19 protein-coding genes and 1 tRNA gene are annotated in these 23,425 nt (G+C 70.5%); 6 read left to right on the top strand and 14 right to left on the bottom strand.

Annotated features, from left to right (window positions below; all coding sequences use genetic code 11):
- Positions 1-235: 235 nt before the first annotated feature.
- Entirely contained in the window at positions 236-1,168 is a 933-nt protein-coding gene (locus tag Manayef4_RS00560) for a hypothetical protein (protein ID WP_083282211.1), read from the bottom strand.
- A gap of 673 nt (positions 1,169-1,841) precedes the next feature.
- Positions 1,842-2,621 carry a SigE family RNA polymerase sigma factor gene (locus Manayef4_RS00555; protein ID WP_235463006.1) on the bottom strand — a complete coding sequence of 260 codons (780 nt, stop codon included), beginning with the start codon at positions 2,619-2,621 and terminating at the stop codon, positions 1,842-1,844.
- 914 nt (positions 2,622-3,535) lie between these two features.
- On the opposite strand from Manayef4_RS00555, the gene Manayef4_RS00545 reads away from it, so the two are divergent.
- Both Manayef4_RS00545 and Manayef4_RS00540 read left to right on the top strand, forming a co-directional pair.
- Positions 3,536-4,528: an NAD(P)H-quinone oxidoreductase gene (locus Manayef4_RS00545; RefSeq protein ID WP_083282209.1), complete on the top strand. Its 993-nt coding sequence runs from the start codon at positions 3,536-3,538 to the stop codon at positions 4,526-4,528.
- Between the two features lie 81 nt (positions 4,529-4,609).
- Positions 4,610-5,182, top strand: a complete 573-nt coding sequence (locus Manayef4_RS00540; RefSeq protein ID WP_070130253.1) for a bacterial proteasome activator family protein — start codon at positions 4,610-4,612, stop codon at positions 5,180-5,182.
- 128 nt (positions 5,183-5,310) lie between these two features.
- Here the strand turns inward: Manayef4_RS00540 and Manayef4_RS00535 are convergent, their stop codons facing one another.
- The 3 genes from Manayef4_RS00535 to Manayef4_RS00525 form a co-directional block, all read right to left on the bottom strand.
- Complete coding sequence (locus Manayef4_RS00535) at positions 5,311-6,846, bottom strand: metallopeptidase TldD-related protein (protein WP_083282208.1); 1,536 nt, start codon at positions 6,844-6,846, stop codon at positions 5,311-5,313.
- Positions 6,843-8,375 carry a TldD/PmbA family protein gene (locus Manayef4_RS00530; protein ID WP_070130332.1) on the bottom strand — a complete coding sequence of 511 codons (1,533 nt, stop codon included), beginning with the start codon at positions 8,373-8,375 and terminating at the stop codon, positions 6,843-6,845. Before Manayef4_RS00530 ends, Manayef4_RS00535 begins: the two co-directional genes overlap by 4 nt.
- Positions 8,376-8,718: 343 nt before the next feature.
- Positions 8,719-9,513, bottom strand: coding sequence for a Cof-type HAD-IIB family hydrolase (locus Manayef4_RS00525; RefSeq protein WP_070130331.1), 795 nt, complete (start codon positions 9,511-9,513; stop codon positions 8,719-8,721).
- 170 nt (positions 9,514-9,683) lie between these two features.
- Here Manayef4_RS00525 and Manayef4_RS00520 point away from each other — a divergent pair, with 170 nt between their 5' ends.
- Together Manayef4_RS00520 and hisG are read left to right on the top strand one after the other, a co-directional pair.
- The gene (locus Manayef4_RS00520) at positions 9,684-10,013 is read left to right on the top strand and encodes a phosphoribosyl-ATP diphosphatase (RefSeq protein WP_241882770.1); all 330 of its coding nucleotides are present in this window, start codon (positions 9,684-9,686) and stop codon (positions 10,011-10,013) included.
- A gap of 40 nt (positions 10,014-10,053) precedes the next feature.
- Positions 10,054-10,902, top strand: coding sequence for an ATP phosphoribosyltransferase (hisG, locus tag Manayef4_RS00515; protein WP_070130330.1), 849 nt, complete (start codon positions 10,054-10,056; stop codon positions 10,900-10,902).
- A gap of 16 nt (positions 10,903-10,918) precedes the next feature.
- Here hisG and folE read toward each other — a convergent pair whose 3' ends face one another.
- From folE to Manayef4_RS23695, 6 genes are all read right to left on the bottom strand, one after another.
- Positions 10,919-11,653 (bottom strand): GTP cyclohydrolase I FolE, encoded by a 735-nt coding sequence (gene folE / locus Manayef4_RS00510; RefSeq protein ID WP_035729386.1) that lies wholly within the window; start codon positions 11,651-11,653, stop codon positions 10,919-10,921.
- Complete coding sequence (gene ftsH / locus Manayef4_RS00505) at positions 11,650-13,911, bottom strand: ATP-dependent zinc metalloprotease FtsH (protein ID WP_070130251.1); 2,262 nt, start codon at positions 13,909-13,911, stop codon at positions 11,650-11,652. Before ftsH ends, folE begins: the two co-directional genes overlap by 4 nt.
- 235 nt (positions 13,912-14,146) lie before the next feature.
- Positions 14,147-15,934: a hypoxanthine phosphoribosyltransferase gene (gene hpt / locus Manayef4_RS00500; RefSeq protein WP_070130250.1), complete on the bottom strand. Its 1,788-nt coding sequence runs from the start codon at positions 15,932-15,934 to the stop codon at positions 14,147-14,149.
- An 82-nt stretch (positions 15,935-16,016) separates the two neighbouring features.
- A complete protein-coding gene (locus Manayef4_RS00495; protein ID WP_070130249.1) occupies positions 16,017-17,138 on the bottom strand; it encodes a zinc-dependent metalloprotease in 1,122 nt (373 codons plus the stop codon).
- A 94-nt stretch (positions 17,139-17,232) separates the two neighbouring features.
- Positions 17,233-18,666: a D-alanyl-D-alanine carboxypeptidase/D-alanyl-D-alanine-endopeptidase gene (gene dacB, locus Manayef4_RS00490; RefSeq protein WP_070130248.1), complete on the bottom strand. Its 1,434-nt coding sequence runs from the start codon at positions 18,664-18,666 to the stop codon at positions 17,233-17,235.
- A gap of 9 nt (positions 18,667-18,675) precedes the next feature.
- On the bottom strand, positions 18,676-19,128 hold the full coding sequence (locus Manayef4_RS23695) for a hypothetical protein (RefSeq protein ID WP_023840733.1): 453 nt from the start codon (positions 19,126-19,128) through the stop codon (positions 18,676-18,678).
- An 83-nt stretch (positions 19,129-19,211) separates the two neighbouring features.
- Here Manayef4_RS23695 and Manayef4_RS00480 point away from each other — a divergent pair, with 83 nt between their 5' ends.
- On the top strand, positions 19,212-19,751 hold the full coding sequence (locus tag Manayef4_RS00480; protein WP_070130247.1) for an inorganic diphosphatase: 540 nt from the start codon (positions 19,212-19,214) through the stop codon (positions 19,749-19,751).
- 178 nt (positions 19,752-19,929) lie between these two features.
- On the opposite strand, the gene Manayef4_RS00475 is transcribed toward Manayef4_RS00480, so the two are convergent.
- A tRNA-Thr gene (locus Manayef4_RS00475) sits at positions 19,930-20,001 on the bottom strand.
- A 331-nt stretch (positions 20,002-20,332) separates the two neighbouring features.
- Here Manayef4_RS00475 and Manayef4_RS00470 point away from each other — a divergent pair.
- Positions 20,333-21,067 carry a response regulator transcription factor gene (locus Manayef4_RS00470; protein ID WP_011438663.1) on the top strand — a complete coding sequence of 245 codons (735 nt, stop codon included), beginning with the start codon at positions 20,333-20,335 and terminating at the stop codon, positions 21,065-21,067.
- On the opposite strand, the gene ricT is transcribed toward Manayef4_RS00470, so the two are convergent.
- Positions 21,049-21,996 carry a regulatory iron-sulfur-containing complex subunit RicT gene (gene ricT / locus Manayef4_RS00465; protein WP_070130246.1) on the bottom strand — a complete coding sequence of 316 codons (948 nt, stop codon included), beginning with the start codon at positions 21,994-21,996 and terminating at the stop codon, positions 21,049-21,051. The two genes, Manayef4_RS00470 and ricT, sit on opposite strands and share 19 nt — an antisense overlap.
- Positions 21,997-22,148: 152 nt before the next feature.
- Entirely contained in the window at positions 22,149-23,393 is a 1,245-nt protein-coding gene (locus Manayef4_RS00460; protein ID WP_070130245.1) for a DNA polymerase III subunit delta', read from the bottom strand.
- Positions 23,394-23,425 lie beyond the last annotated feature (32 nt).

Genomic DNA, 23,425 nt, shown 5'->3' with positions numbered 1-23,425 from the left:
GCCGTCGACGGCCGCTTGGCGACCCGTCCGCCGGGCTGGGGGGGTTAGCCGGGGAGCGAACGGGCCGAAACACCGCCGGACCTCCTGGCGCGGGGGGCCGGTATGGCGTTCATCTGTCAGTCGTCCGACGGAGGTTGATTGGTTGCCGTCGTTGTGAAGATTTTTCTTCCGCATGGTTGCCTGTGGTTCCGCATGGTCAAGTGCAGACCCCCGTAACCGGCGCGGACCCGCGCCGTCAGCGCAGGACTGCGGCCGCCAGCGTCCAACCCGATGTGCCCCCGCTGGAGATGGTGACCGACGTCGTGCCGATTCCGGCAGGCAGCCCGATGCTCACCACTCCATCGGCCGAGCCGTCGGCGATCGGTGAAGGCAGGGTCTGGGTGAAGGTCTGCGTGCCGCCGATGGAGGTGACGATGATCTGCACCCGCCCGGAACCGGATCCGAGGAGGACGTCCAGGGTGAGCGGAGACTGCGAGACGAAGACCGTCAGCCGGGCCGAGCCCTGCAGGGACAGCCGGTCGGTGTCATCCACACCGGTCGCGACCGGTGTGCCCTCCGTCCAGTCGAATCCCGAGGATGACGGCACGGACGTGCCCAGCAGGGTGCCGGTGTCGATCAGCGGCATCACGATGGCGGCCCGGTTCTGCACACCGTCCCACGAGCCCCCGAACAGCACCCAGTCGAGAGTGCCGGGGCCCGGAAGCCGTACCCGTGATCCACTGGGGAAGGGGGCGACGGTGCTGGTGTAGATCCCGCCGCCGAGGCCCGCGAACGTTCCGCCGGGCAGGGAGGATCTGCTGTCACCATGGTTCGCGGACGGTCCTGTGGACGGTCCCGCGGACGGTGACGGTGCGCCGCCGCCACCGCTCGCGGACCCCGGGTCCGCCGGGTCCGGGCCGGCGGACCTCCGTGCGGCGCTCGCATCGCTCGTCGCGTCCGGGACGGCGGCGCTGACCCCGGATGTTCCGGCGGGGCTCGACCTGGCCGGTTCCGGTGGAACCGCCGCAGTGGCCTGGGGCGACGTGACCGGCGTCCGTACGACCGGAGACGTCGTGACCAGCGTGGCGGACGGCCGCGGCTTTGCCGTGACGGTCGTCGTGGGCGGAGCCGGGGAGTTCGATCCCGACGGCCCCAGCAGGGCCAGGGCCGTCAGGGCCGTGRTGCTCATGATGGCGAGTAGTGCCCCCGTGATCGTGCCGCGTCGGGCGACCGAGCGCCGCCGGGAACGGGGCCAGTGGTGGGACCGGGGGAGCCGGTCGGGGCTGGTGGACCGGCTGGATCGGCGCCGTCGGCTCGATGGGGTCTTCGCGACGGTACGGCCCAGGCGGTGCTGCCGGGTGATGATCCGCCCATCCCCGGTCCGGGTGCCGGAGCCGATCGAACCAAGCGGTCTGAGTGGTCCGTTAGCGCTGAGTGGACCGCTCGGGCCGACAGGTCCGATCGGGCCGAGGGGGCGGATGATCGTGCTGCTCAGGGGAGCATCGACCGCCGCCGCGACACGTCCGCGGATGCGATCGGAGTCGGGGTGGTGCCGGCCCATCTCGGCGCTCAGCATGCCGCGGAGTCGGTCGGGGAACGGAAGCTSCCCCAAGCCGCCGCCATGACCRTCGCCGCCGCGGAACTCGCCGACGCGATCGGCTGACCCTCGACCATCCGCGCTCGGGCTGCTGGTTTCGCGGTCGCCTGTTCCGTGGTCGCCTGTTCCGTGGTCGCTGATCACGCGGTCACCCGTCTCCGGAGTGGAGGGACGGCAATCGGCCGGAGGCTCGCCGCGCCGCGCTGCCGCGCCACCCTGCGCATCATGATCGAGCTCCTGGAACCCCGGGCGCCTTCTGYGTCATCTATGCCTCGCCGACTCGCTGCTGCCACCAGGGCCATAGCTTGACGCGGCCGAGGCGGGCGAACGCCGACGGGCTCGGACCCGCCGGTTTGCCGGACTGACCACTGCCCCGCCGCCGTCCCAGGCGACCCGAGCCCGACCGGGAGCCATTCATCCGGGAACTGCCCGATCGGGATGTGGCGCCGCGTGATGTGCCCGGCCGACCGGACGATACCTGTGGCCTCGCCACCTCCGCGGCACCGGCCGGCGGCAGCTCGGTGTTCTGGAGAATCCGCTCCAGTTCGGCGACTCCCTTGGCGGTCTGGCTCTTCACCGTGCCGACAGAGATACCCAGCGTGCGAGCCGTCTCGATCTCCGACAGGTCGAAGGCGTAGCGGAGCACGACACAGGCACGTTTGCCTGGCGGCAGTGTCATCAGCGCGGAGCGCAGATCCATGACCGCGGGGAGATCGGGTATCCGCGCCGACTGGTCGGCTCGCTGACCAAGGAAGAGCAGCCCGCGTCGCTCGCGGACGACCTTCCGGACCCGGTCGGCCGCCAGGTTGGCGACGATCCGCCGGACATACGCCAGTGGAAGGTCCGCGGAGCGGACCCGGTCCCAGGCGGACCAGGCGGCCGTCAGGGCGTCCGCGGTGATGTCGTCCGCGACGTCGTGATCGCCGGTCAGGAGATACGCAAACCGGCTCAGCTCGCGGTGATGTCTCTCGAAGAAGGCATGAAACTCCGCCTGGGTATGGGGATGTTCGGGCTCGTCGTCGGCCGCGACCGCTTCCACTGGCACGCTCCCCGGGCCCGTCGAGGCCGGCGCGTCCGCGGCGCCGGCCGGACAGCCGATGCTGTGGTCGTCTGTCACTGGTTGCAGAGAACCATGAGTTCAGGGCGATATGCATATGACGGTAGCGACTCGATCGGGTATGCGTCGTGGTACCTGGATGCCGAGTGGGGCGGTCACTGTTAATACGCTCGAAGCAGTGGCTTTACCCTCGGTCCGATGATGTCGGGCTGGCCACACATGGTGATGGTCCTGGCGCGCGTTGACATCGGCCACGGGGGCAAACCCGTCTCGGACCGGCCGAGGCAGCCACATTATAGGACATAGGGGCATAGGACTTGACGGCATAGGATCGGAGATGCGAGCCGATGAACCGAGATCCGGACGGGAYAGCCGCGATGACGGGGCGGYGCACGGATGCGCGACGYCGGTCCAGCGGGGTGACCGGCGACCAGGCCGCGGCGAGGGACGAGCCGCCGACATGGGATGCTAGGACGATGTTTCCGCCGCGACGCCCGCCGGGTACGGCGAAATCTATGTCTGCCCTGTCTGGTCCGGCTGCCCTGTCCGCCCGGTCTGGTCTGTTTACCCGGTCTGGTCTGGTTGCCCCGTCTGTCGTGATGYCCGAGGCCGTCCGTCCCCATCGCCCGAGTCCCCCGCCCCCGCTCGATCCGGACACCCCGATCCCGGATGATCCCGGCCCGCTCCTGCCCGACGCTCCTGACCTGCCGCCGGCTCCGCACGAGCCCTCCCCGTACACCGAGCCGGTTCCCGGCGCACCCCAACCGGAGCCCGAGCCGGTCTGAGGCCCGAGCCGGCGTCCGTCCACCCCACCGGAACATCCGTACGGCCGCGGCATGAACATGCCCGCACGCCGGATGATGCCGCGGCATCGCGTGCCGAGGAGCCGTAGCGTGTGACGGATGCATGCTGTGACGGTGAAAGCGCCCGGTRGGCCCGAGGTCATGACGTGGTCGACGGTGGCGGACCCTCCTGCCCCGGGGCCGGGCGAGGTTACCCTGGAGGTGGTCGCGACGGCGGTGAACCGCGCGGACCTGCTCCAGCGGCAAGGTTTCTACCCGCCGCCGCCCGGTGCCTCTGAGATCATCGGGATGGAGTGCTCCGGGCGGGTGGCGGTTCTCGGCGCCGGCGTGGACCGGGTTGAGGTCGGGGCCGAGGTGTGCGCGCTGCTCAGTGGGGGCGGCTACGCGAGTCGGGTGAACGTGCCGGTCGGCCAGGTGCTGCCGGTCCCGGCYGGGGTCGACCTCATCACGGCGGCCGCTCTGCCCGAGGTCGCCTGCACGGTGTACTCCACGGTGTTCGGCATCGCCGGTCTGCGTGACCGCGWGGTCTTCCTCGTGCACGGCGGGGCGTCCGGCATCGGGACCTTCGCGCTCCAGGCGGTCCGCGCGCTGCGTCCGAACGCGCTGGTCGCGACCACCGCCGGCACCGCGGCCAAACTGGCCAGGGTGCGGGAGCTCGGCGCCCACATCGCGGTCTCCTACCGTGACGACGACTTCGTCGCCAGGATCCGCGAGGCCACCGACGGCCATGGGGCGGACGTCATCCTCGACAACATGGGTGCGGCGTATCTCGCCCGCAACGTCGCCGTGCTGGCCGTGGGAGGCCGTCTGGTCGTCATCGGCCTGCAGGGCGGGGTGAAAGGGGAGCTCAACCTCGGCGCCCTGCTCACCAAGCGGGCGGCGGTCCACGCCGCGTCGCTGCGCGGGCGGCCGGTCGAGGAGAAGGCCGACATCGTGACCGGTGTCCGCGGCGACTTCTGGCCGGCGATCGAGGCGGGGGCGATCCGGCCGGTCATCGATCGGGTGCTGTCGATCACCGAGGTCGCGCGGGCGCACCAGCATGTGGCTGATTTCGGACATGTCGGAAAGGTGGTACTCACGATCCCGGAATGACCCTCGATGGGTGACACCCGGCGTGACCGTGGAGGCGAAGCCAGTGCCGTGGGAGGCGGATCACGGGGCAGGATAGGGGGCATGACGGATCAACCGGAACCCCGCGTCGTGGTCGTCGGGCCTGACGGCGCGCTGCACGAGACCGCGGACTCGGGGGTACCCGACCGGCCGGTGCGGCCGCTGGCCCCGGACGGTGGCCAGGCGCCGCAGGCCGCGGAGGAGCTGGACGGCGGCAACCCCATCGCCGCGCTGGTCTCCCAGCCCGACAAGGTGATGCGCATCGGTACCATGATCAAACAGCTGCTCGAGGAGGTCCGGGCCGCCCCGCTGGACGACGCGAGCCGAGTCCGGCTGCGCGAGATCCACCGCAGTTCCATCCAGGAGCTCTCCGACGGGCTTGYCCCGGACCTGCGCTCGGAACTCGATCGGCTGTCGCTGYCGTTCGACGAGGAGCGCACGCCGTCGGACGCCGAGCTGCGAATCGCCCAGGCACAACTGGTCGGCTGGCTCGAGGGTCTGTTCCACGGCCTGCAGACCGCGCTGTTCGCCCAACAGATGGCCGCCAAGGCTCAACTCGAGGAGATGCGCCGACGGGCCCTGCCGAGCGGGCAGCAGCCCGGCAGCGAGACGTTCGGCCGCGGGGCCTACCTCTGACTGACCCGTTTTTCATTGACCCGTCCCCGAATCGACCCGTCCCCGAATCGACCCGCGATGGTGAACCGGGAGCCATGGCTGCTCGCGGTTCACCATCGATGGTTCGATGCCCCCGGCCCGGCCGGCGGTCAGTTCGCCRGGCTGACCGAGGACATGTTGAAGTCGGGGATCCGTACCGCGGGCATGCGGGTGAGCGTGAACCAGTCCGCCCATTCCCGCGCCATGGTGCGGGTGGTGGCGCCGATCTCGGCCAGGCGGCCGAGCAGGTCGACCGGTGACTCGTTGAAGCGGAAGTTGTTGACGGCCCCGGTGACCTCACCGTTCTCCACCAGGTAGACCCCGTCCCGGGTGAGGCCGGTGAGCAGGAGCACCTCGGGATCGACTTCGCGGATATACCACAGGCTGGTGAGCAGGRGCCCGCGTTTCGTCGAGGCGATCATCTCCTGCAACGACGCGGAGCCTCCGCCGTCCAGGATCAGATTGTCGATCATCGGGGTGGTCGGGACCCCGGTGGCACGGGCGGACGCGCGGGTCTCCACGAGGGCGGCGAGGGTGCCATCCGAGATCCAGTCGGTGGGCCTCAGCGCCAGTCCGTTGTCGAAGACGCTGGACATCGACGAGGAGGACTGCGCGGTCACGAAGGGGGTCGTCGCGAGTTCCGGGTCGTGCGGATCGCTGGCCAGCCGCAGTCCCGCCGGTCCGATCGCCTCGCCGAGACGCGTGCCGCCGCCGGCCCGGCTGAAGACCGTCCGGCCCTCGGCCGCGTCCCGACCGGCAGCCGTCCAGTACATGTAGATCATCAAATCCGCCACCGCGGAGGGCGGCAGCAGCGTCTCGTACCGGCCGGCCGGCAGTTCCAGCGACCGTTCGCACCAGGCCAGCCGGTCGCGCAGCGCCGCGTCGGTACCCGCGACGTCGACGTCGGTGAAGTCACGGGTCGACTGGCCGTGCCAGACCGAGCCGCCGGGAACGCCGCTCTTGGCGTTCCACTCCACGCTGCCGGTCGGCTGGCTGTACCGCAGCCGCAGCCCCGTCGACGTCCCGAGCCACGTGGTGGTCAGATTGTGCTCGGCGAAGCCGAACAACCGCCGCCCGCCCGCCCGCGCCGCGGCGAACGCCTCCGCGAGGTCCCGGGCGAAGGAGGCGAACACCGTGGTGCTGGTCCGGGCGGCCGGATCGGTGAAGGCCTCGGCCGCGTCACCCGCTGACCCCGCACCCGCCGACCCCGCACCCGCGCCGACGTCCGTCGTGTCCAGCCCGAGCAGGTCCGTGTAGTCCTCGGCATCCTCGGCGTCCCGGGCCGCGTCCTCGGCGGCGCGGACGAGTTCCGCGAGGCCGTCGGCATCGGTGGGATGCGGCAGGTTGGTGGGACGCGCGGTGGGGTGGCCGCCGGAACCGGGGGAGTCGATGGTGGAGGCCGTCCGCACCCCGAACGAGCGGCCGATGACGCTGATGACGGTGATCGACCGATCCCGGCTKGCGCCGTTGGTCGTCAACGTGTTGTTGGCCCAGCGCAGGTTCACCGCGCTGGACTCGGTGGCGATCACTACGCAGCCGTCCGCCTTCGACAGGCCCAGGGCGCGTTCGACGATCTCATGGGCGGTCTCGCGCACCGTGCTTCCTCCGTCGGCTGAGGCTGGTTGCGGTCCGGCCGGCCGGCTCATCGACCGGCCTCTCGGCGAGCATTGAGAATGTTGGTGGCGCGGAACAGAGCCGACGGGCAGCCGTGGCTGACGGCCGCGACCTGGCCGGGTTGGCCCTTGCCGCAGTTGAACGCACCGCCCAGCACGTAGGTCTCGGGGCCTCCCACGGCCTCCAGGGATCCCCAGAAGTCGGTCGTCGTCGCCTGGTAGGCGACGTCGCGGAGCTGGCCGACGATGCGACCAGCGCGGATCTCGTAAAACCGCTGGCCGGTGAACTGGAAGTTGTACCGCTGCATGTCGATCGACCAGCTCTTGTCCCCGACGACGTAGATGCCGCGGTCGACCCGGCTGATCAGCTCCTCGGTCGACGGGCCGCCGGGCGCCGGGAGCAGGGAGACGTTCGCCATCCGCTGGATCGGCACATGGGCGGGGGAGTCGGCGAACGCGCAGCCATTGGAGCGGTCGCCCCCGAGCACGGCGGCATTGCGGGCCGCCATCGCCCGGTCGAGCTGATAGCCGACGAACTGGCCGTCGCGGACGATGTCGAACCGGCGGGTCTGCACGCCCTCGTCGTCGTAGCCGATGGTCGCGAGCCCGTGCAGGGCGGTGCGGTCCCCGGTGACGGTCATCGCCGGGGAGCCGTACCGCAGCGTGCCCAGCTGGTCGAGGGTGACGAAGGAGGTACCGGCGTAGGCGGMCTCGTAGCCGAGCGCCCGGTCGAGCTCGGTGGCGTGCCCGATCGACTCGTGGATCGTCAGCCACAGGTTCGACGGGTCGATGACCAGGTCGTACGGCCCTGGTTCGACTGAGGAGGCCCTGGACTTCTCKGCGAGCAGACCCGGGATCAGATCGATCTCGCTCTCCCAGTCCCAGCAGCCGGCCGCGGGGCCCGCCACCAGCCACTCCCAGCCTCGACCGACGGGCGGGGCGATCGTGCGCATCGACTCGAAGCCGCCCGCGGGATCGACCCGGGTCGCCTCGATCTGGCAGATCACCCGCACCCGTTGCTGTGTCGTCGTGGTCCCGGTCAGGTCGGCGTAGTACTTGTTCTCCATCACCGCGCTGAACCGGCCGTCGACATGGTCGACATCGTGCGCCGCGAACAGCGTCCGACACAGGCCGCCGACCCGTTCGACCCGGTCCCGGGCGTCGACCGCGAACGGATCGGTCGCGTAGGCCGAGACCCAGACCGCGTCGGTGTGGGTCGGTTCCGCGGCGAGTTCGACTGGTTCGGAGTTGAGCGGGGCGGCGACTCGGGCCATCTCGACGGCTTCGCGGGCCAGCCGCGCCGCCTCGTCCGTCGTCAGGTCGACGCCGGCGGCGAAACCCCAGGTGCCGCCGTGCACCACCCGGACAGCCAAGCCCAGCGTCGCGCCTTCATGGCGACTTTCCAGCGAGGCGTCGCGGAACGACAGCGAGGRGTCCTTGAGCCGTTCGACGCGGATGTCGGCGTGCGTCGCGCCGAGATCACGTGCGGTCTGCAGAGCCGCGTCGGCGAGTGCGGTGCGCGGCAGCGCGAGGAACTCGCCGTCGATCTCGTGAGCCGGCAGCCCGGATGAGGCCGAGTCCTGGACGAGGGGTGCCATGTCCCTATCCTGGCCCGTCTGTGCGACGGGTGTCGGGGCGGCATGCCCGGGTGTCGGGGCGGCATGCGGACGCTGTGCATGCGGACGCTGTGCATGCGGACGCTGTGCATGCGGACGCGCTGGGAGCGCGAGACCGGGAGGCGATGCGTGTCCGGATCCGGCCGGGCAGGTATCAACGCGGCGGTCCACCGGGAATCCCCGTCGTCGACCGGGAACCGTCCGGAGGGTATTCGTGGAGAGTATCCGGCCCGGTATGCGGCCCGATCGTGATCGGGACGGACCGGAATGCCCAGGAAGATCATCGTGGTTATGGGAAAAGCCGCTCCAGGACGATCGCGACCCCGTCCTCATCATTCGACACGGTGATCTCGTCGGCGGCGGCCAGTACTTCGGGATGGGCATTCGCGACGGCGACCGCGTATCCGGCCCAGGCGAACATCGGTAGATCGTTCGGCATATCTCCGAACGCGATGACGTCGGCGGCGACCACCCCCCGCCCGGCGGCGAGTTCAGCCAGTGCCACCGCCTTCGACACCCCCGGCCCCGCGATCTCGAGAAGGTCCGCGCTGGAGGTTGTGACGACGGCGTCCACCCCGGCGAGTTCGACGATGGCGTCGTACACTTCCGTGAACGGAGCGCCCCCCCGCCGGACAAGCAGTTTCGTCGCCGGCAGGACGCCCAGCAGCTCCGAGAACTCCGCGACAATCTCCTTGGGATCCGGCCACATCGCCTCGAAGGCGGGTTCCCGGCCGAAGCGCACGCCGCTCTCGACCGCGAACAYCGCGTCGGGAACCGCGGCGCGGATCGCCGCCGCCAGCCGCAGGGCCGTGGCCGATTCCAGACAGCGCTGGCTGACCGGCTCGCCGGAGTCGAGATCGAAGACCAGCGCGCCGTTCGCGCAGATCGCGAGCCCGGAGACCTYGGTCTGGGCGACGACGCCGGCCATCACCCGACTGGGTCGTCCCGTCACGAACACCACGGTCGCCCCGGCGCGTTCCACCCGGCGCAACGCCCCGCGGGTGCGTTCGGACACCGTGCCGTCGCTGCGGATCAGCGTCCCGTCCAGGTCGGTGGCGACGATCGCGGGCGGAAGCACAGTCATCAAGTCAACCAGCAACATGGCGGCCGGTGCAGGGACTCCGGTGCAGGGACTCCGTCGCWTCGGCTTGCCGGCTGGCCGCGGAGCGCGTGTCTGTGGTCGTCGTGTGCCGCTCCGCACCGCGGGCCCGCGGCGCGGAGGTTGTCCGCCCGGTGACGGGTAGCATGCCGAGCATGCTCCCTGCCGATCGGTCCGCCGTGCCATCCGTCGGCGCATCCGATTCGTCGAATGTATCCAACCTGAAAACATTCGACGAACTCTTCGTCGAGCTTGCCGAGAAATGGCGGCGTCGGACACCCGGSTCGGGAACTGTCGCCGCGCTCGATCAGGGCGTCCACCATCTGGGCAAGAAACTGGTCGAGGAGGCCGCTGAAGCGTGGATGGCGGCCGAGCACGAAGGCCGGGGAAGGGCCGCCGAGGAGATCTCCCAGTTGCTCTACTGGAGTCAGCTGCTGATGATTTCTCTAGGCCTTTCGCTGGACGACGTATACTCCCATCTGTGATCGATGTCCTGCCCTTTCTCGTAGACGCTGAGTAGTGATGATGCTTCGTATCGCGGTTCCGAACAAGGGGGCGTTGTCGGCCGCCTCCGGTCAGTTGCTCTCCGATGCCGGCTACCTCGCGCGGCGCGAGGGGAGCGAGCTGGTGATCGCCGACGTCGAGAACGACATCGAGTTCTTCTTCCTGCGCCCTCGGGATATCGCTGTCTACGTCGGGTCGGGTCGTCTCGATCTTGGCATCACCGGGCGTGATCTCCTCCTCGACAGCAGTGCCGCCGCCGAGGAGCTCGTTCCGCTTGGATACGGGTTCGCCACGTTTCGTTACGCCTCTCCGGAGGGGACGCTCGCGGACATCACGGAGCTCGCCGGCAAGCGGATCGCGACGTCGTTCCCCGCGCTGGTCCGAGCCGACCTTGCCGGCCGGGGGGTCACCCCGGGTGACATCGTGACTCTGGATGGTGCGGTCGAGACGGCGGTGCGGCTCGGTGTCGCGGACGCGGTCGCCGACGTGGTCGAGACCGGCCGTACGCTCAAGGCCGCGGGTCTGGAGCTGCTCGGCGAGCCGGTCCTGYGCTCGGAGGCCATCGTGATCGCCAAGAGAGGCGCGGACCTGTCCCCTTCGCATGAGCGTCTGCTGCGCCGGATCCAGGGGGTTCTGGTCGCCCGGCGGTACGTGATGATGGACTACGACGTTCCGACGGCCGTGCTCGACAAGRCATGCGAGATCACGCCGGGCTACGAGTCCCCGAYGATCTCTCCGTTGCAGCGCGAGGACTGGGTCGCGGTGCGGGCGATGGTGCTGCGCGCCGAGGTCAACCGCATGATGGACGACCTCTGGGAGCTGGGTGCCCGGGGCATCCTCGTCTCCGGGATTCAGGCCTGCCGCCTGTAATCCCTGCCACCCGGAGCTACCTGTGCAGGATGAGCGACATGCCCTCGTTGCGGGTAGCGGTGCTGAGGAACTGGCCACGCACCGCGGATGTCACCGTGGTGGCCCCGGGCTTGCGCACACCGCGCATCGACATGCACAGGTGCTCCGCCTCGATGACGACCATCACTCCGCGCGGGTCGAGCACCTCGACGAGGGCGTCCGCGATCTGCGAGGTCAGCCGTTCCTGGACCTGCGGACGACGGGAGTAGAGGTCGACCAGCCGGGCAAGCTTCGACAGGCCCGTGATCTGGCCCTTGCTGTTGGGGATGTAGGCGACGTGCGCCTTGCCGGAGAACACGACCAGATGATGTTCGCACAGCGATGAGAAATCGATGTCGCGGACCAGCACCATCTCGTCGTGACCCTCATCGAAGACGGTGGTCAGGACCTCGGAGGGATCCCGGCCAAGACCCTCGACGGCTTCCCGGTACGCCCGCGCGACCCGGTCCGGGGTCTTGCGAAGACCCTCGCGGTCCGGGTCCTCGCCGATCCCGATCAGTAGCTCACGAACCGCGCGTGCGACTCGGTCGTGGTCGAAGGGACGGACCTGCCGCGGCCTGCCATTGCCCGGCGCCAGGGTTGACGCAGCCGGTCCGTCGCCGTCGGGGTCCGGGATGCCGAAACCGTCCATTCCTGGGGCCTCCGCCGCGGGAGATGATTCACTTCGTCGTTCGCCCGCGGCAGTGGACGCCTCGTCGGAATAAGACGTCAACGGCGTCTCCTCTCGTCGTCGCTCGGCCAGCTTGGCGGGGCCCACGGGTTGGCGATCCTCGGCCCGTCATGGGCCGGACCCTCGCCTCCGGGGGGCGCCGGCGTGCCCTGGCCCTGGGGATAACCGTGCCCCCCGGGGCTGCCATTCCCACCCGGACCACCGACATCCGTGCCGTGCGGTACGCCCCCGCCCGGACCGGACGGGTCGACCCCGGGGCCCGAGCCCGCTGGTGCCCCCGGCACGCCGGCGGGCTGACCGTGACCGCCGGCCCTGTTGCCCCCGGTTCCGTTGCCGCCCGGTCCGCGTCCGGCGGCACCATTACCGTGGCCCGGGTCGTTCACCAGGTCGGCGACATCCGCCGTCAGCAGGCCGAGCTCGGCCGGGGTCTGCACCGGTGGCCGGTCGGAGGGGACGCGACGCCCCACCCCGGTGTAGATGCCACGCACGGGGCGTTTCTGGACCGTCGCGAAGACCTCGGCGACCTCGTCCTTGCTCAGCGTCTCGGTGTCCATCAGCCGCAACACGAGGTTGTCCAGTACGTCCCGGTAGGTCACCAGGATCTCCCAGGCCTCGTCGTGTGYGGCCTCGATCAGYCRGCRCACCTCGATGTCGATCTCACTGGCGACCTCTTCGGAGTAGTCGCGTTGGTGGCCGACCTCCTTGCCGAGGAAGACCTCGCTGTTCTCGGTGCCGAACTTGATCGCGCCGAGCTTGTCGCTCATCCCGTACTGGGTGATCATTGCTCGCGAGATCTGGGTGGCCTTCTCGATGTCGTCGCTCGCCCCCGTGGTCGGGTCGTGGAACACCAGCTCCTCGGCGGTGCGCCCGCCGAGCAGGACGGCGAGGCGGTCGAGCATCTCCGAGCGGGTCGAGAGGTACTTGTCCTCCAGGGGAAGCTGCATCGTGTACCCGAGCGCGCGCCCCCGGGGCAGGATGGTCACCTTGTGCACCGGGTCGGAGTTGGGCAGCGCGTGCGCCACGAGGGCGTGGCCGCCCTCGTGGTAAGCGATGCGCTTCTTCTCCTTGTCGCTCATCGCGCGGGTCTTGCGCTCCGGTCCCGCCATCACGCGGTCGATGGACTCCTCGAGCAGCGCCGACGAGATGAATTTCAGGTTGGAGCGGGCGGCCAGCAGGGCTGCCTCGTTCAGTACGTTGGCCAGATCGGCACCGGTGAACCCGGGGGTCCGCCGGGCGATGACCATCATGTCGGCGTCCGGGCCGATCGGCTTGCCCTTGGCGTGCACCCGCAGGATGGCCTCGCGGCCGAGCAGGTCCGGCCGATCCACGACGATCTGCCGGTCGAAGCGGCCGGGCCGCAGCAGGGCCGGGTCGAGGATGTCGGGCCGGTTCGTCGCGGCGATGAGGATGACCCCGCCCTTGACGTCGAACCCGTCCATCTCGACCAGGAGCTGGTTGAGCGTCTGCTCCCGCTCGTCGTGGCCACCGCCGAGTCCCGCTCCGCGGTGGCGGCCCACGGCGTCGATCTCGTCAACGAAGATGATGGCGGGCGCGTTGGCCTTGGCCTGTTCGAACAGGTCGCGAACCCGGCTGGCGCCGACACCGACGAACATCTCGACGAAGTCGGAACCCGAGATGGAGTAGAAGGGCACCCCGGCCTCACCCGCGACGGCCCGGGCCAGCAGCGTCTTGCCGGTTCCCGGCGGGCCGTAGAGCAGGACCCCCTTGGGAATCTTGGCTCCGATCGCCTGGAACTTGCCCGGGTTTTCGAGGAACTCCTTGATCTCCTCGAGCTCCTCGATGGCCTCGTCCGCACCGGCCACGTCGGCGAACGTCGTCTTCGGCGTGTCCTTGCTCACCAGCTTCGCCTTGGACTTGCCGAAGTTCATGACCCGGTTACCGCCGCCCTGCATCTGGTTCATGAAAAAGAACAGCAGAAGGACGACCAGCAGTACGGGCAGCAGGTTCAGCAGGAGCGAGACCAGGATGTTTCCACGGTCGACCGAGACGTCGTAGGCGACCCGCTTGTTGCGGAGCTCGTTCGCCAGGACGACACCCTGTTCGGTGACATAGGACGACTCGAACTTCTGGCCGTCCTTCGTCTGGATCTGGATGAGCTGCTTCGAATCCTGGATCTTGGCCTTCGCCACCTGRCCTTCGTCGATCTGCTGCTGGACGAAGTTCAGGTCTCGCTTGCCGTACTCACTGGGACCCGAGAGGACGCCCGTCGTGAGAATGATCACGAACAGGACCAGGAGCAGCAGTGGCACCCAGCCGCGGAAGATTCTTCTTGGAGTCATCTGTCTGGAGCACCGGACACGAGCGCTCCACCCTCCTGACGTGTGTGCTGCCCTCGATCGGGATTCCCTTGTGCCGAGGGTACCGCCGGTGCGCGCATCTCACCGCGCGTACATCCGACCAACGGATCGGCGGCCCGCGCTGTTCCGATCGTGGCGGTCTGATGGTGTTCGGTGTTTCGCTCGTGGCGGATGCGGTGACCGAGGGCGTATCCGAGCGGGCGGAAGGCCAGYGGGCTCAGGCCGGGGCGCCCCTCTCGATCGCCGCGGGCGTGAGGGTCCCGACAAACGGCAGGGTTCGATAGTACTCCGAGTAGTCAAGGCCGTACCCGACGACGAACGCGCCGGGAAGATCGAAGCCGACATATCGGACATCCACATCCACGGTGACAGCCTCGGGCTTACGGAAGAGCGCCAGGACCTCAAGCGAGGCGGGGCCGCGTGAGCGCAGGTTCTTCAGCAGCCAGGACAGGGTCAGCCCGGAGTCGATGATGTCCTCGACCACCAGGACGTCCCGGCCCTCGATCGACCGGTCCAGATCCTTGAGGATGCGCACCACCCCAGACGAGGAGGTTGACGACCCGTACGAGGAGACCGCCATGAACTCCATGGTCAGCGGGACCGTCAGCGCGCGGGACAGGTCCRCCATGAYCATGACGGCGCCCTTGAGCACGCCCACGAGCAGGATCYCCCGGCCGGCGTAGTCGGCGTCCACCCTGGCCGCGAGCTCAACGATCTTCGCGGCGATCTCGTCCGAGCTGACCAGGACCTCGGCGATGTCGGGATGCGGGCTGTGCCGGGGGCCGTCATGGGCGCCTCCGGTGTCGGGGGTCGTCGTCGCGGTCTGACTCACCTGGTCGTCCTCCTTGATGTGTGGCGCGGTGACGGCATCCGACCGTCGGGCGGCATCCGACCGTCGGGCGGCGGGGCCGGCTGGCGGCGGTGGAGGAACCACCGGCCCGGTCAGCGTGACCCTGTTCTCCCATCGCCGGGCAAGCACGCCGGTGGGAAGCGGTACCGGCTTCTGCCCGCGCCACCGCGTCACCAGCTCCTCCACCGCCCAGATGTGCTCCGCGCGCAGCGCGGAGGCCGACGCTCCGACGTCGATGGCCGCCCGGCGCAGCAGCCGACCGCGGACCGCCGCGGTGAGCCCGGCCAGCGCGGCGACGTCGAAGGCGACCTCGCCGGTRCACGRCCGGCCACGAGCCCTGACGACCTTGCCGTAGACCTCGGYGGCCATGGCGTCCAAGGCGTCCGCGTCGGCCCGCAGCAGATCGGCACTGCGCGCCAGCGACTCGGCGATGCCCGGGCCGAGCTCCGTCTCCATCACTGGCAGGACCGTGTGACGCACCCGGGACCGGGTGAACGCTGGGTCCCGGTTCGTCGGGTCATCCCACACCTCGAGCCCCTCGGCGAGGCAAGCGGCCCTGGTGTCCGCGCGGCGGATCCCGAGCAGTGGCCGGCTAAGCAGGCCGTCGTCAGCCGACATCCCCCCGAGGGAGCGGGCGCCCGCGCCCCGCGCGAGCCTCAGCAGCACCGTCTCGGCCTGGTCGTCCAGCGTGTGGCCGAGAAGCACCGCCCGGGCGCCGAGCCGGTCGGCGGCCGCCGCGATCGCGGCCCGCCGTGCCTGTCGGGCGATCCCCTCGGAGCGAGCGGTGTGCTCGGTCAGGACCTCCACCGGATCCAGGCCGAGGGCCCGACCCTGGCGGGCGACGCGCTCCGCCCGTTCGGTCGAGCCGGTGTCCCAGCCATGATCGACCGTGACCATGCCGGCCCGCAGGGCGCGGCGGGGGGCGACGAACGCGAGGGCCGCGGCGAGCGCCAGGGAGTCCGGGCCGCCGGAGCAGGCGACCAGCACTAGTCCGCCGGGTGGCAGGTCGGTGACCGCGCGGCGAACCGCCAGCCTGACTGCCGCGACCGCGGGAGTGGGAGATCTCGACGAGAGAACCGTGYGCGGAGCCGGATCGCCCGGTCGGACGTCGCCGGCATGGCCGGTGTGGTCCTCACCGGCGATCGGTGGGGTCACAGCGTCGGCCGGAAGGCGGATGTGGAACAGCCCGGGGAGTCGGCGGCCCCGACGACCCCCGCGGCCCCGACGACCATGGTGCTCACGCCGAGATCGGCGGGCGGCTGCCCAGGACCCGTTGCATCCAGGCGGTGGGATCGACCAGCTCGGCGCGGGTCGGCAGCGCCGCCGGTGACTCCCAGACGGTGTTGAAACCCGTCACCCCGGCCTGCGCGACCACCGCACGCACGAACGCCCCGCCCTGGCGGTACTGCTGCAGCTTGAGATCGAGACCGAGGAGCCGGCGGACGAACCGGTCGATCGGCGATCCCCCGCCGCGGCGACCCTCGAACTTCGTCCGGATGTCGGCGACGGTGGGTACGATCTTCGGCCCCACCGCGTCCATCACCTGGTCGGCGTGGCCCTCCAACAACGTCATGATGGCCTGGAGGCGGTCGAGAACCGCTCGCTGGGCCGGGGTCTGCAGCGCCTCCACGACGCTCGGGCTGTCGGCCTCCCGGTCGAACACCGCCCCGCGCAGCGCGCTCATCGCCGAGCGGACGCGGTCCGCGAGGACGTCCGGATCGAGGTCCGTGGCCTCAATGAACGCGGTGATCTCGGACTCCAGGTGGGTCCGCAGCCACGGCACGGCGGTGAACTGACTGCGATGGGTCTGCTCGTGCAGGCATACCCACATCCGGAAGTCTCGCGGCACGACCCCCATGGCCGCCTCGGYGTGCGCGATGTTCGGCGCGACCAGGCTGAGGCGCCCGACCGACCCCGGCACGTCGGGCGGACCCGGATCGTCCCTCCCGGCCTGGTACTCCTCCGGCGGGAGGAAGACCTCGTACTGGCCCAGCACCTTGCCGGCCAGATAGGCCAAGGCTGTGCCGATCTGGACCCCGGTGACCCGCCGACCGACCGCCGCGGCGAGGTTGCCGCGCTGCTGTTCGGACAGTTTGCCCAGCAACGGGGAGGTCAGCACCCGCAGACCGGCGACGTTGGAGCGGACCCACTCCAGCCGGTCCACCACGGTGATGGGGGTGGCCGGCCCGGCGGGAGTGAGCCGGGTGTAGTCCTCGACGTGCCGCTCGGCCTCGACGGCCAGTCGCCGCAGCTCCGAGACGACCTCGCCGGCCTGCTCCCGCGAGATCTGCGGGCCGGGGCGAACCAGTTTCCTCGCCGTCGTCACGGCGAGTTCCCAGTCGACCAGCTCGGCGTCCACGAATCCGAGCGTACCGGGCTCGCCCGTCGTCTGGGTCCGATCATGAACCGTGCCGAGAACGGGATGGGACGCGCCGGGGCGCCGACGGTCCTGCTCAGGTCGGTGGGCGCGATGCTGCCGGTGGGATCGCCACGGTCGTCGACCGGGCCGGGGTGCATCCGCAGCCGGTGAGCGCCGCGGCTGCCCGGTCGAGGGCGGCCTTGGTGCTGCCCGCCTCCTCGGCGGGCGAGAGGAACGCGAAGAGGAGCAGCCTGCCGTCCGCGTCGACGAGCTGGCCCGCGAGGCTGCTGACGTTGTGCAGAGTGCCGGTCTTCGCCCGGACGTCACCCGCTCCGATGGCGGTGTCGCCAGTGGTGTAGCGGTCACCTAGCGTACCGGAGAACCCGGCTACCGGCAGCCCCGTGAGAATGGTGCGCAGCGCCGGCCGACCGGGGAGGACGGCGGCGCGCAGGATGGCCACAAGGGTCATGGGCATGATCAGGTTTGCGATGGACAGGCCGCTCACGTCGGCCAGTGCCATCCCTGCGACGGGGAGGCCCGCCTCGGCGAGGACGTCCCTCACCGCGCGGGTGGCGCCGGTGAACGAGGCGGGCAGGCCCCTCCGATGGGCGACGAGCCGTCCCAGGCTCTCGGCGAGATCGTTGTCTGACTGGGTGAGCATGCGTTCGACCAAGACCCGCACCGGCGGGCTGTAGACCGCCGCGACCCGTTGTGCGGCCGGGTCCGCCGGGCCGRTGGCCACCGATCCGACGGATACTCCGGCGGTCATGAGCGCCGCGGCGAAGGCCGTGGTCGCGGCGGCGGCCGGGGTGGGGCTGCGCGGTCCGACGGCTTCCGGTGCCGACCGTCCGGCGTCGACCTCCAGCGCCGAGACCGGGGCGACGTCCCCGTCGGTCACGTAGTTGTCGCGCCATCCCGGTGCCCGGTCCGGACCGACGAACAGCCCTCCATCGCCGATCACCCGAGCCGCCGAGGTGATACCCGCGGCCCGGACCTGAGCGGCGAGATCGCTCAGCCGGGCCAGAGCCGGATAGCCGCCGGGCGCGGTGGAGGCGGTCAGGGTCGGATCTCCGCCGCCGACGAGCCACAGTGTTCCGCCTGATGTGCGGGCGTTCCCGCCCGCGGGCGGGCTGTAGACCACGGTGGTCCGCAGCCGGTCGTCGGGGAAGGTGGTCAACGCGGCCGTGGCGACCGCGGTTTTCAACGTGGAGGCCGGTGCCACGGGGATGCGGGACCGGACGTCGAGGAGCACCCGACCCGACTGTGCGTCTATGACGAAGGCCGCGGGCCGCGCCAGAACGGGATCACCCAGCGGGCCGGCGAGGCGGGCCGCCACCGCCGCGGGCTGCGGGATCGGCGCGGCCGAATCGAGACCGCCGAGCACCGCAGCGCCCGCGCGGTCGGACCCGCTGCCGGCGAGTTCCGCGGCTGATCCGGTGGTGGGACCGACGGACAGGGACCCGGCGAGCAGCGCGCCGGCCAGGGCGGTGAGCCCCCCTACCCGGGCGACCGGTGCGGCTGACGTCACTCACCGACACTACGCAACCAGCGGGCGGTCGGCGACGGCGCGGCGGGTGAACCCGGATCCGTCGCCGCCGGCCTGCCCGGCGGTGTCCCGCCGCGACGGGACACCGGGGGTGCGACGGGACACCGGAGGTGTCGTGTCGGCGGGCGGCACTGGTACGAAGAAGGCCCCACCGGGCGTGTCGCCGGTGCCCAGCATGGTTTCGGTGCCCGGGAGATCCGGCGGTGGAAACGTGGTGGTGCCGGTGCGGTTCGGGTGGGAGTGGTTCGGGTGGGAGGCRGCGTCCGCGACACTAGGTGCGCCGTCGTGGGTGTGACGCCTCGTTGTGGTCACTGGGGTGGGTGGCCCGCGCCCCGGGCGGAGCACGTCCACCGCCTGGCAGAGCACGACGTACGGCACGAGCACGACGTACTGCGCCACGAGCACGACGTACGGCACGAGCACGACGTACTGCGCCACGAGCACGGTACGGCTCGAACGAGCACCATGTGACAAACGGCGATCGCTCCGGTGCGGACCGGGCGAAGACGAAGGAGACAGGGAGCGGAGTGGACCTTGAGTTCGATGTGACCATCRAGATCCCCAAGGGGCAGYGCAACAAGTACGAGATGGATCACCACACCGGCCGTATCCGGCTTGACCGGATGCTGTTCACCTCCACCCACTACCCGTCGGACTACGGGTTCATCGAGGGAACCCTCGGGCGCGACGGTGATCCGCTGGACGCCCTCGTCCTGCTGGAGGAGCCGAYGTTCCCGGGCTGCCTGGTGCGGTGCCGGACGATCGGCATGTTCGAGATGACCGACGAGAAGGGGCCGGACGACAAGGTTCTCTGCGTGCCGGTGGCCGACGTCCGGCAGGAGCACCTGYGGGATCTGCGGCACCTGCCGGAGTTCGACCGGTTGGAGATCCAGCACTTCTTCGAGGTCTACAAGGACCTCGAGCCCGGTAAGTCGGTGGAGGGCGCATCCTGGGTGGACCGCAAGGAGGCTGAGCGGGAGATCCTGGCGTCCATCAAGCGGCTGCGCGAGGCGGAGGCCGCGGAGGCGGACGGGCACGACCAGGAGGCCGAACCCAGGTCGGCCTGATCCCTCCGTCCGGCTTGTGGTATCCGTGACGACCTGTCCCACGTCCCAAGCGGGGTGGGACAGGTTCAGGAACCCACGGGATGGGCCCGGGGCGGGAGCCGGCCCGCCGCCGGGCCGGACGTGCCGGCTATGACGGTTACCTGGCGCGTAATGATCGTGCGAGCGGAATCGGGGAGTGAGYCGGAGGCGGGGATTGAACCCGCGACCTATCGCTTACGAGGCGATTGCTCTGCCACTGAGCTACTCCGGCGAACGGCCAGGACCGCACTGGCCCGGGTCGAGTATGCCAGATGCGTGGGCGGGCTCGACCCGGCGGTGGTTCGGTGGCTGTTCGCGGGCCGAGATGCCCGCCGTCGCCCCGGATCCCAGCCGTCCACGGTGATGCCACCAGTGGCGGGCACGGTCTGGAATGCCTCCGTCTCAGGCTGTCATGGCGAGGGATGTGCTATGTCGTCAAAATGGCCCTGAGTCGGCAAATTATCTTCTTTATGTCACATTTAGTTAGTTTTGGGTGCTGCAACACCGTAAATCGCCACCCCCGGTCGCAGTGGTTCCGATGAGGATGCGTAGGGTTTCGCACCATGACCGGGGCCGGAGACGCTGCACCAGCAGCGACGACGCGAGGAGCCTCGCTCCTCGTCGCTGAGGACGATGAGGCATCTCGCATAGCACTTGCGCGCAGCCTGGAGAGATTCGGTTATCGGGTGCTGGAGGCCGCGGACGGCGAGGCCGCTCTTCGGCTCTTCCAGACCACCGAGATCGATCTGGTGGTGCTGGATGTCGCGATGCCCAGGATGGACGGCTTCGCCGTCCTGAGCCGCCTCCGCCAGACCAGCGAGGTTCCGGTGATCATGCTCACCGGGCGGGCCGAGGAGGTCGACCGGGTGGTCGGCCTCGAGTTGGGCGCGGACGACTACGTCGTGAAGCCCTACTCGCTGCGAGAACTGGTGGCCAGGGTGCGCGCCCGGCTTCGCCGACGGCCGGCGGAACCGCCGCCGCAGCGCACCGGGGACGGCAGCGACCCGCTCGTCTACGGAGACGTCTCCATCGACCTGCGGGCCCGCGAGGTCGCCGTCGCCGGGGAGCGCATCGATCTGACCGCGCGCGAGTACGAGCTGCTGGCCTTCCTCGCCCGGCATCCTCGGCGGGTCTTCAGCCGGGAGGAACTCCTCGAGCAGGTGTGGGGCACGCGGTTCCAGGACCCCGCCACCGTCACCGAGCACGTCCGGCGGGTACGAACCAAGGTCGAGGGTCGTCCACCGCAGCGCCGGCTGGTCACGACCCTGCGCGGGATGGGCTACCGCTTCGACCCGTGACGTCCTTCCCGCAGGGCCATCGTTTCCCCTCCTGTCGTCGTTTCCCCTCCTGTCGTCGTTTCCCCGCCGGCTGTAGAGGTGCTGCCCGGGGGGGAGCATCCCGCCAAGCCACCGGGGTGGGCGGTGTCGTGGACCCGCCGGGAGGCGCAGACATCCGCGCGGTCGCACGAGGTCCGGCCCCCGCCGTCGAGAACCACGACCACCTGCTGACGCGGAACATCGTGCCGCACGACCCGGCCCGCACCGTGTGGGGTCGTCGCCCGGTCTCCGACCGCGGGCACGGCTTCGGCGAACTCCTCGTAGAGGGGATGTTCGTAACGCAGGCAGCACATCAGCCGGCCGCATGCCCCGCTGATGCGCATCGGATTGAGGGCGAGGTTCTGCTCCTTGGCCATCCGCAGGCTCACCGGCTCAAAGTCGTTGAGAAAAGTGGCGCAGCACAGGTCGCGGCCGCAGGAACCGATCCCGCCCTGGACCCGGGCGCTGTCGCGGGCGGACAGTTGCCGCAGCTGGACCCGCGCCACCAGCGTCCGGTTGAGATCCCGCACCAGTTCACGGAAGTCGACGCGGCCTTCCGCGCTGAAGTAGACCGTGTAGCCGCCGGTGGCCATCACGTGGTCAACACCGACGATCTTCATCGGCAGGTCATGCTCACGGGCCAGGCGGCGGGCCGCGACACGCGCCCGGGCGCGTCGGCGCCGGGAGACCTGCTCGCGCTGGATGTCGGACGCGTCGGCCATCCCGACGAGCACCGGCAGGTCGCCGATGTCGTCGCTGACCCACTGGGGCGCCCACATGCAGGTGGCGACCTCGGGGCCCTCCTCGGTGGGGACGAGCACCCGGTCGCCGACCCGGGGGCTGCAGGAACCAGGATCGGCATAGTAGAGCTTGCCCCGTGGGGAGAACGCCACCGCGCACATCATCGGCATCCGACCGGTCACCTCCCTGCGCCCGCCGGGTCCCGCCCGGGCGGACCTGGTCGAAGGGCATGTCCGCGTCGCGATCAGGATATGCCCGGCCTTCCGCCCAGACAGGCCATTACGCCGGTTCGTCCCCACCGCCGGTCGCCGGTCGCCGGTTGTCAGGTGTCGCGCAGCGCGAGGGTGAGCGACTCCACCGCGAGCAGTGGGACGAGGCCGGGATTTCTGGCCAGTGACGCCCGGGTCGCGAGGACAGCCTCCAGCCGGCGCAGTGTCTGTTCCGGAGTGCAGGCCGCGGCGTATCCGGCGGCCTCGACGCAGTGATCAGGATGAATCGCGTCGACACCGGCGCCGAGCTGTWGGACCAGGACATCCCGGTACAGCCCCGCGAGGTCCACCAGGGCCCGATCCAGCGCATCGAGGACGGTGCGGCGACCTCGGCTCTTCTGGGTCCGCTCCAGCTCCTTGAGCGCCCCCGCGGCACCCCGCACCACCATCGTCCGGCCCTTGGCCCCCGCCTTCGGGGCCCGCGCGGACCTGGACTTCCCGCCGACCGCCGTGGCACCGACGCCGAGCGCGGTTTTCAGCGCCTCGGTCTCYACCTCGTCGCGTTCCGCATTCGCGGCCTCCGCGTCGGCGTTCGCCGCGCTCACCAGATCGGCCGCCGCGGCCAGGCAGTCACCGACCCGGCCGAGCCGGGCCGGGATACGCAACACCGCCGCCCGGTTGGCCCGGACCCGCTCATCCGAGGCGAGCCGGCGCGCCAGGGCCAGATGACCCTGGGAAGCCCGCGCCGCCGTCTCGGCGACCTGCTCGTTGACTCCCTCGCGAACCAGCGCGTCGCGGACGTCCGTGGCCGAGGGCAGCCGTAGCGCGACCGTCCGGCAGCGGGAACGGATGGTGGGCAGCACGTCCTCCACGGAGGGGGCGCAGAGCAGGAACACCGCCCGATCCGCCGGCTCCTCGAGGRCCTTCAGCAGGGCGTTCGCCGCGGCCTCGGTGAGCCGGTCCGCATCGGTGATCAGCAGGATGCGCCAGCGGCCGGCCGTCGGGGCGCTGGCGGCGTCGCGTACCAGCGCGCGCACGTCCTTCACACCGAGCGAGAGCCCCTCCGGTTGCACGGTTCGCAGATCGGTGGCCGTGTCGGTGAGCACGGTGTGGCAGCCGGTGCACTCGCCGCAGCCCGGCGGCTCGTTCTCGCAGGTGAGGCTTGCGGCGAAGGCGCGCGCCGCGTCCTGGTGACCTGCCCCGGCGGGTCCGGTGAACAGCCACGAGTGCGTCATCCCGGCACGGGCGGCAGCCGGCGCGCCGCCTCCACTCGCGAGCCCGGCACTCGCGGCGGACGCCGCGGCGCTCAGCGCCGCGACCACCGCGTCCTGCCCGACAAGCGTCTCCCAGACCGTCACCGGGCCATCATCCCCGAGCCACGCCGGTCCGG

Source organism: Frankia sp. CgMI4 (genome assembly GCF_001756285.1).
Lineage (GTDB): Bacteria > Actinomycetota > Actinomycetes > Frankiales > Frankiaceae > Frankia > Frankia casuarinae.
The sequence above is the reverse complement of the archived record's forward strand: the minus strand, read 5'-3'. Positions and strand labels throughout refer to the sequence as shown.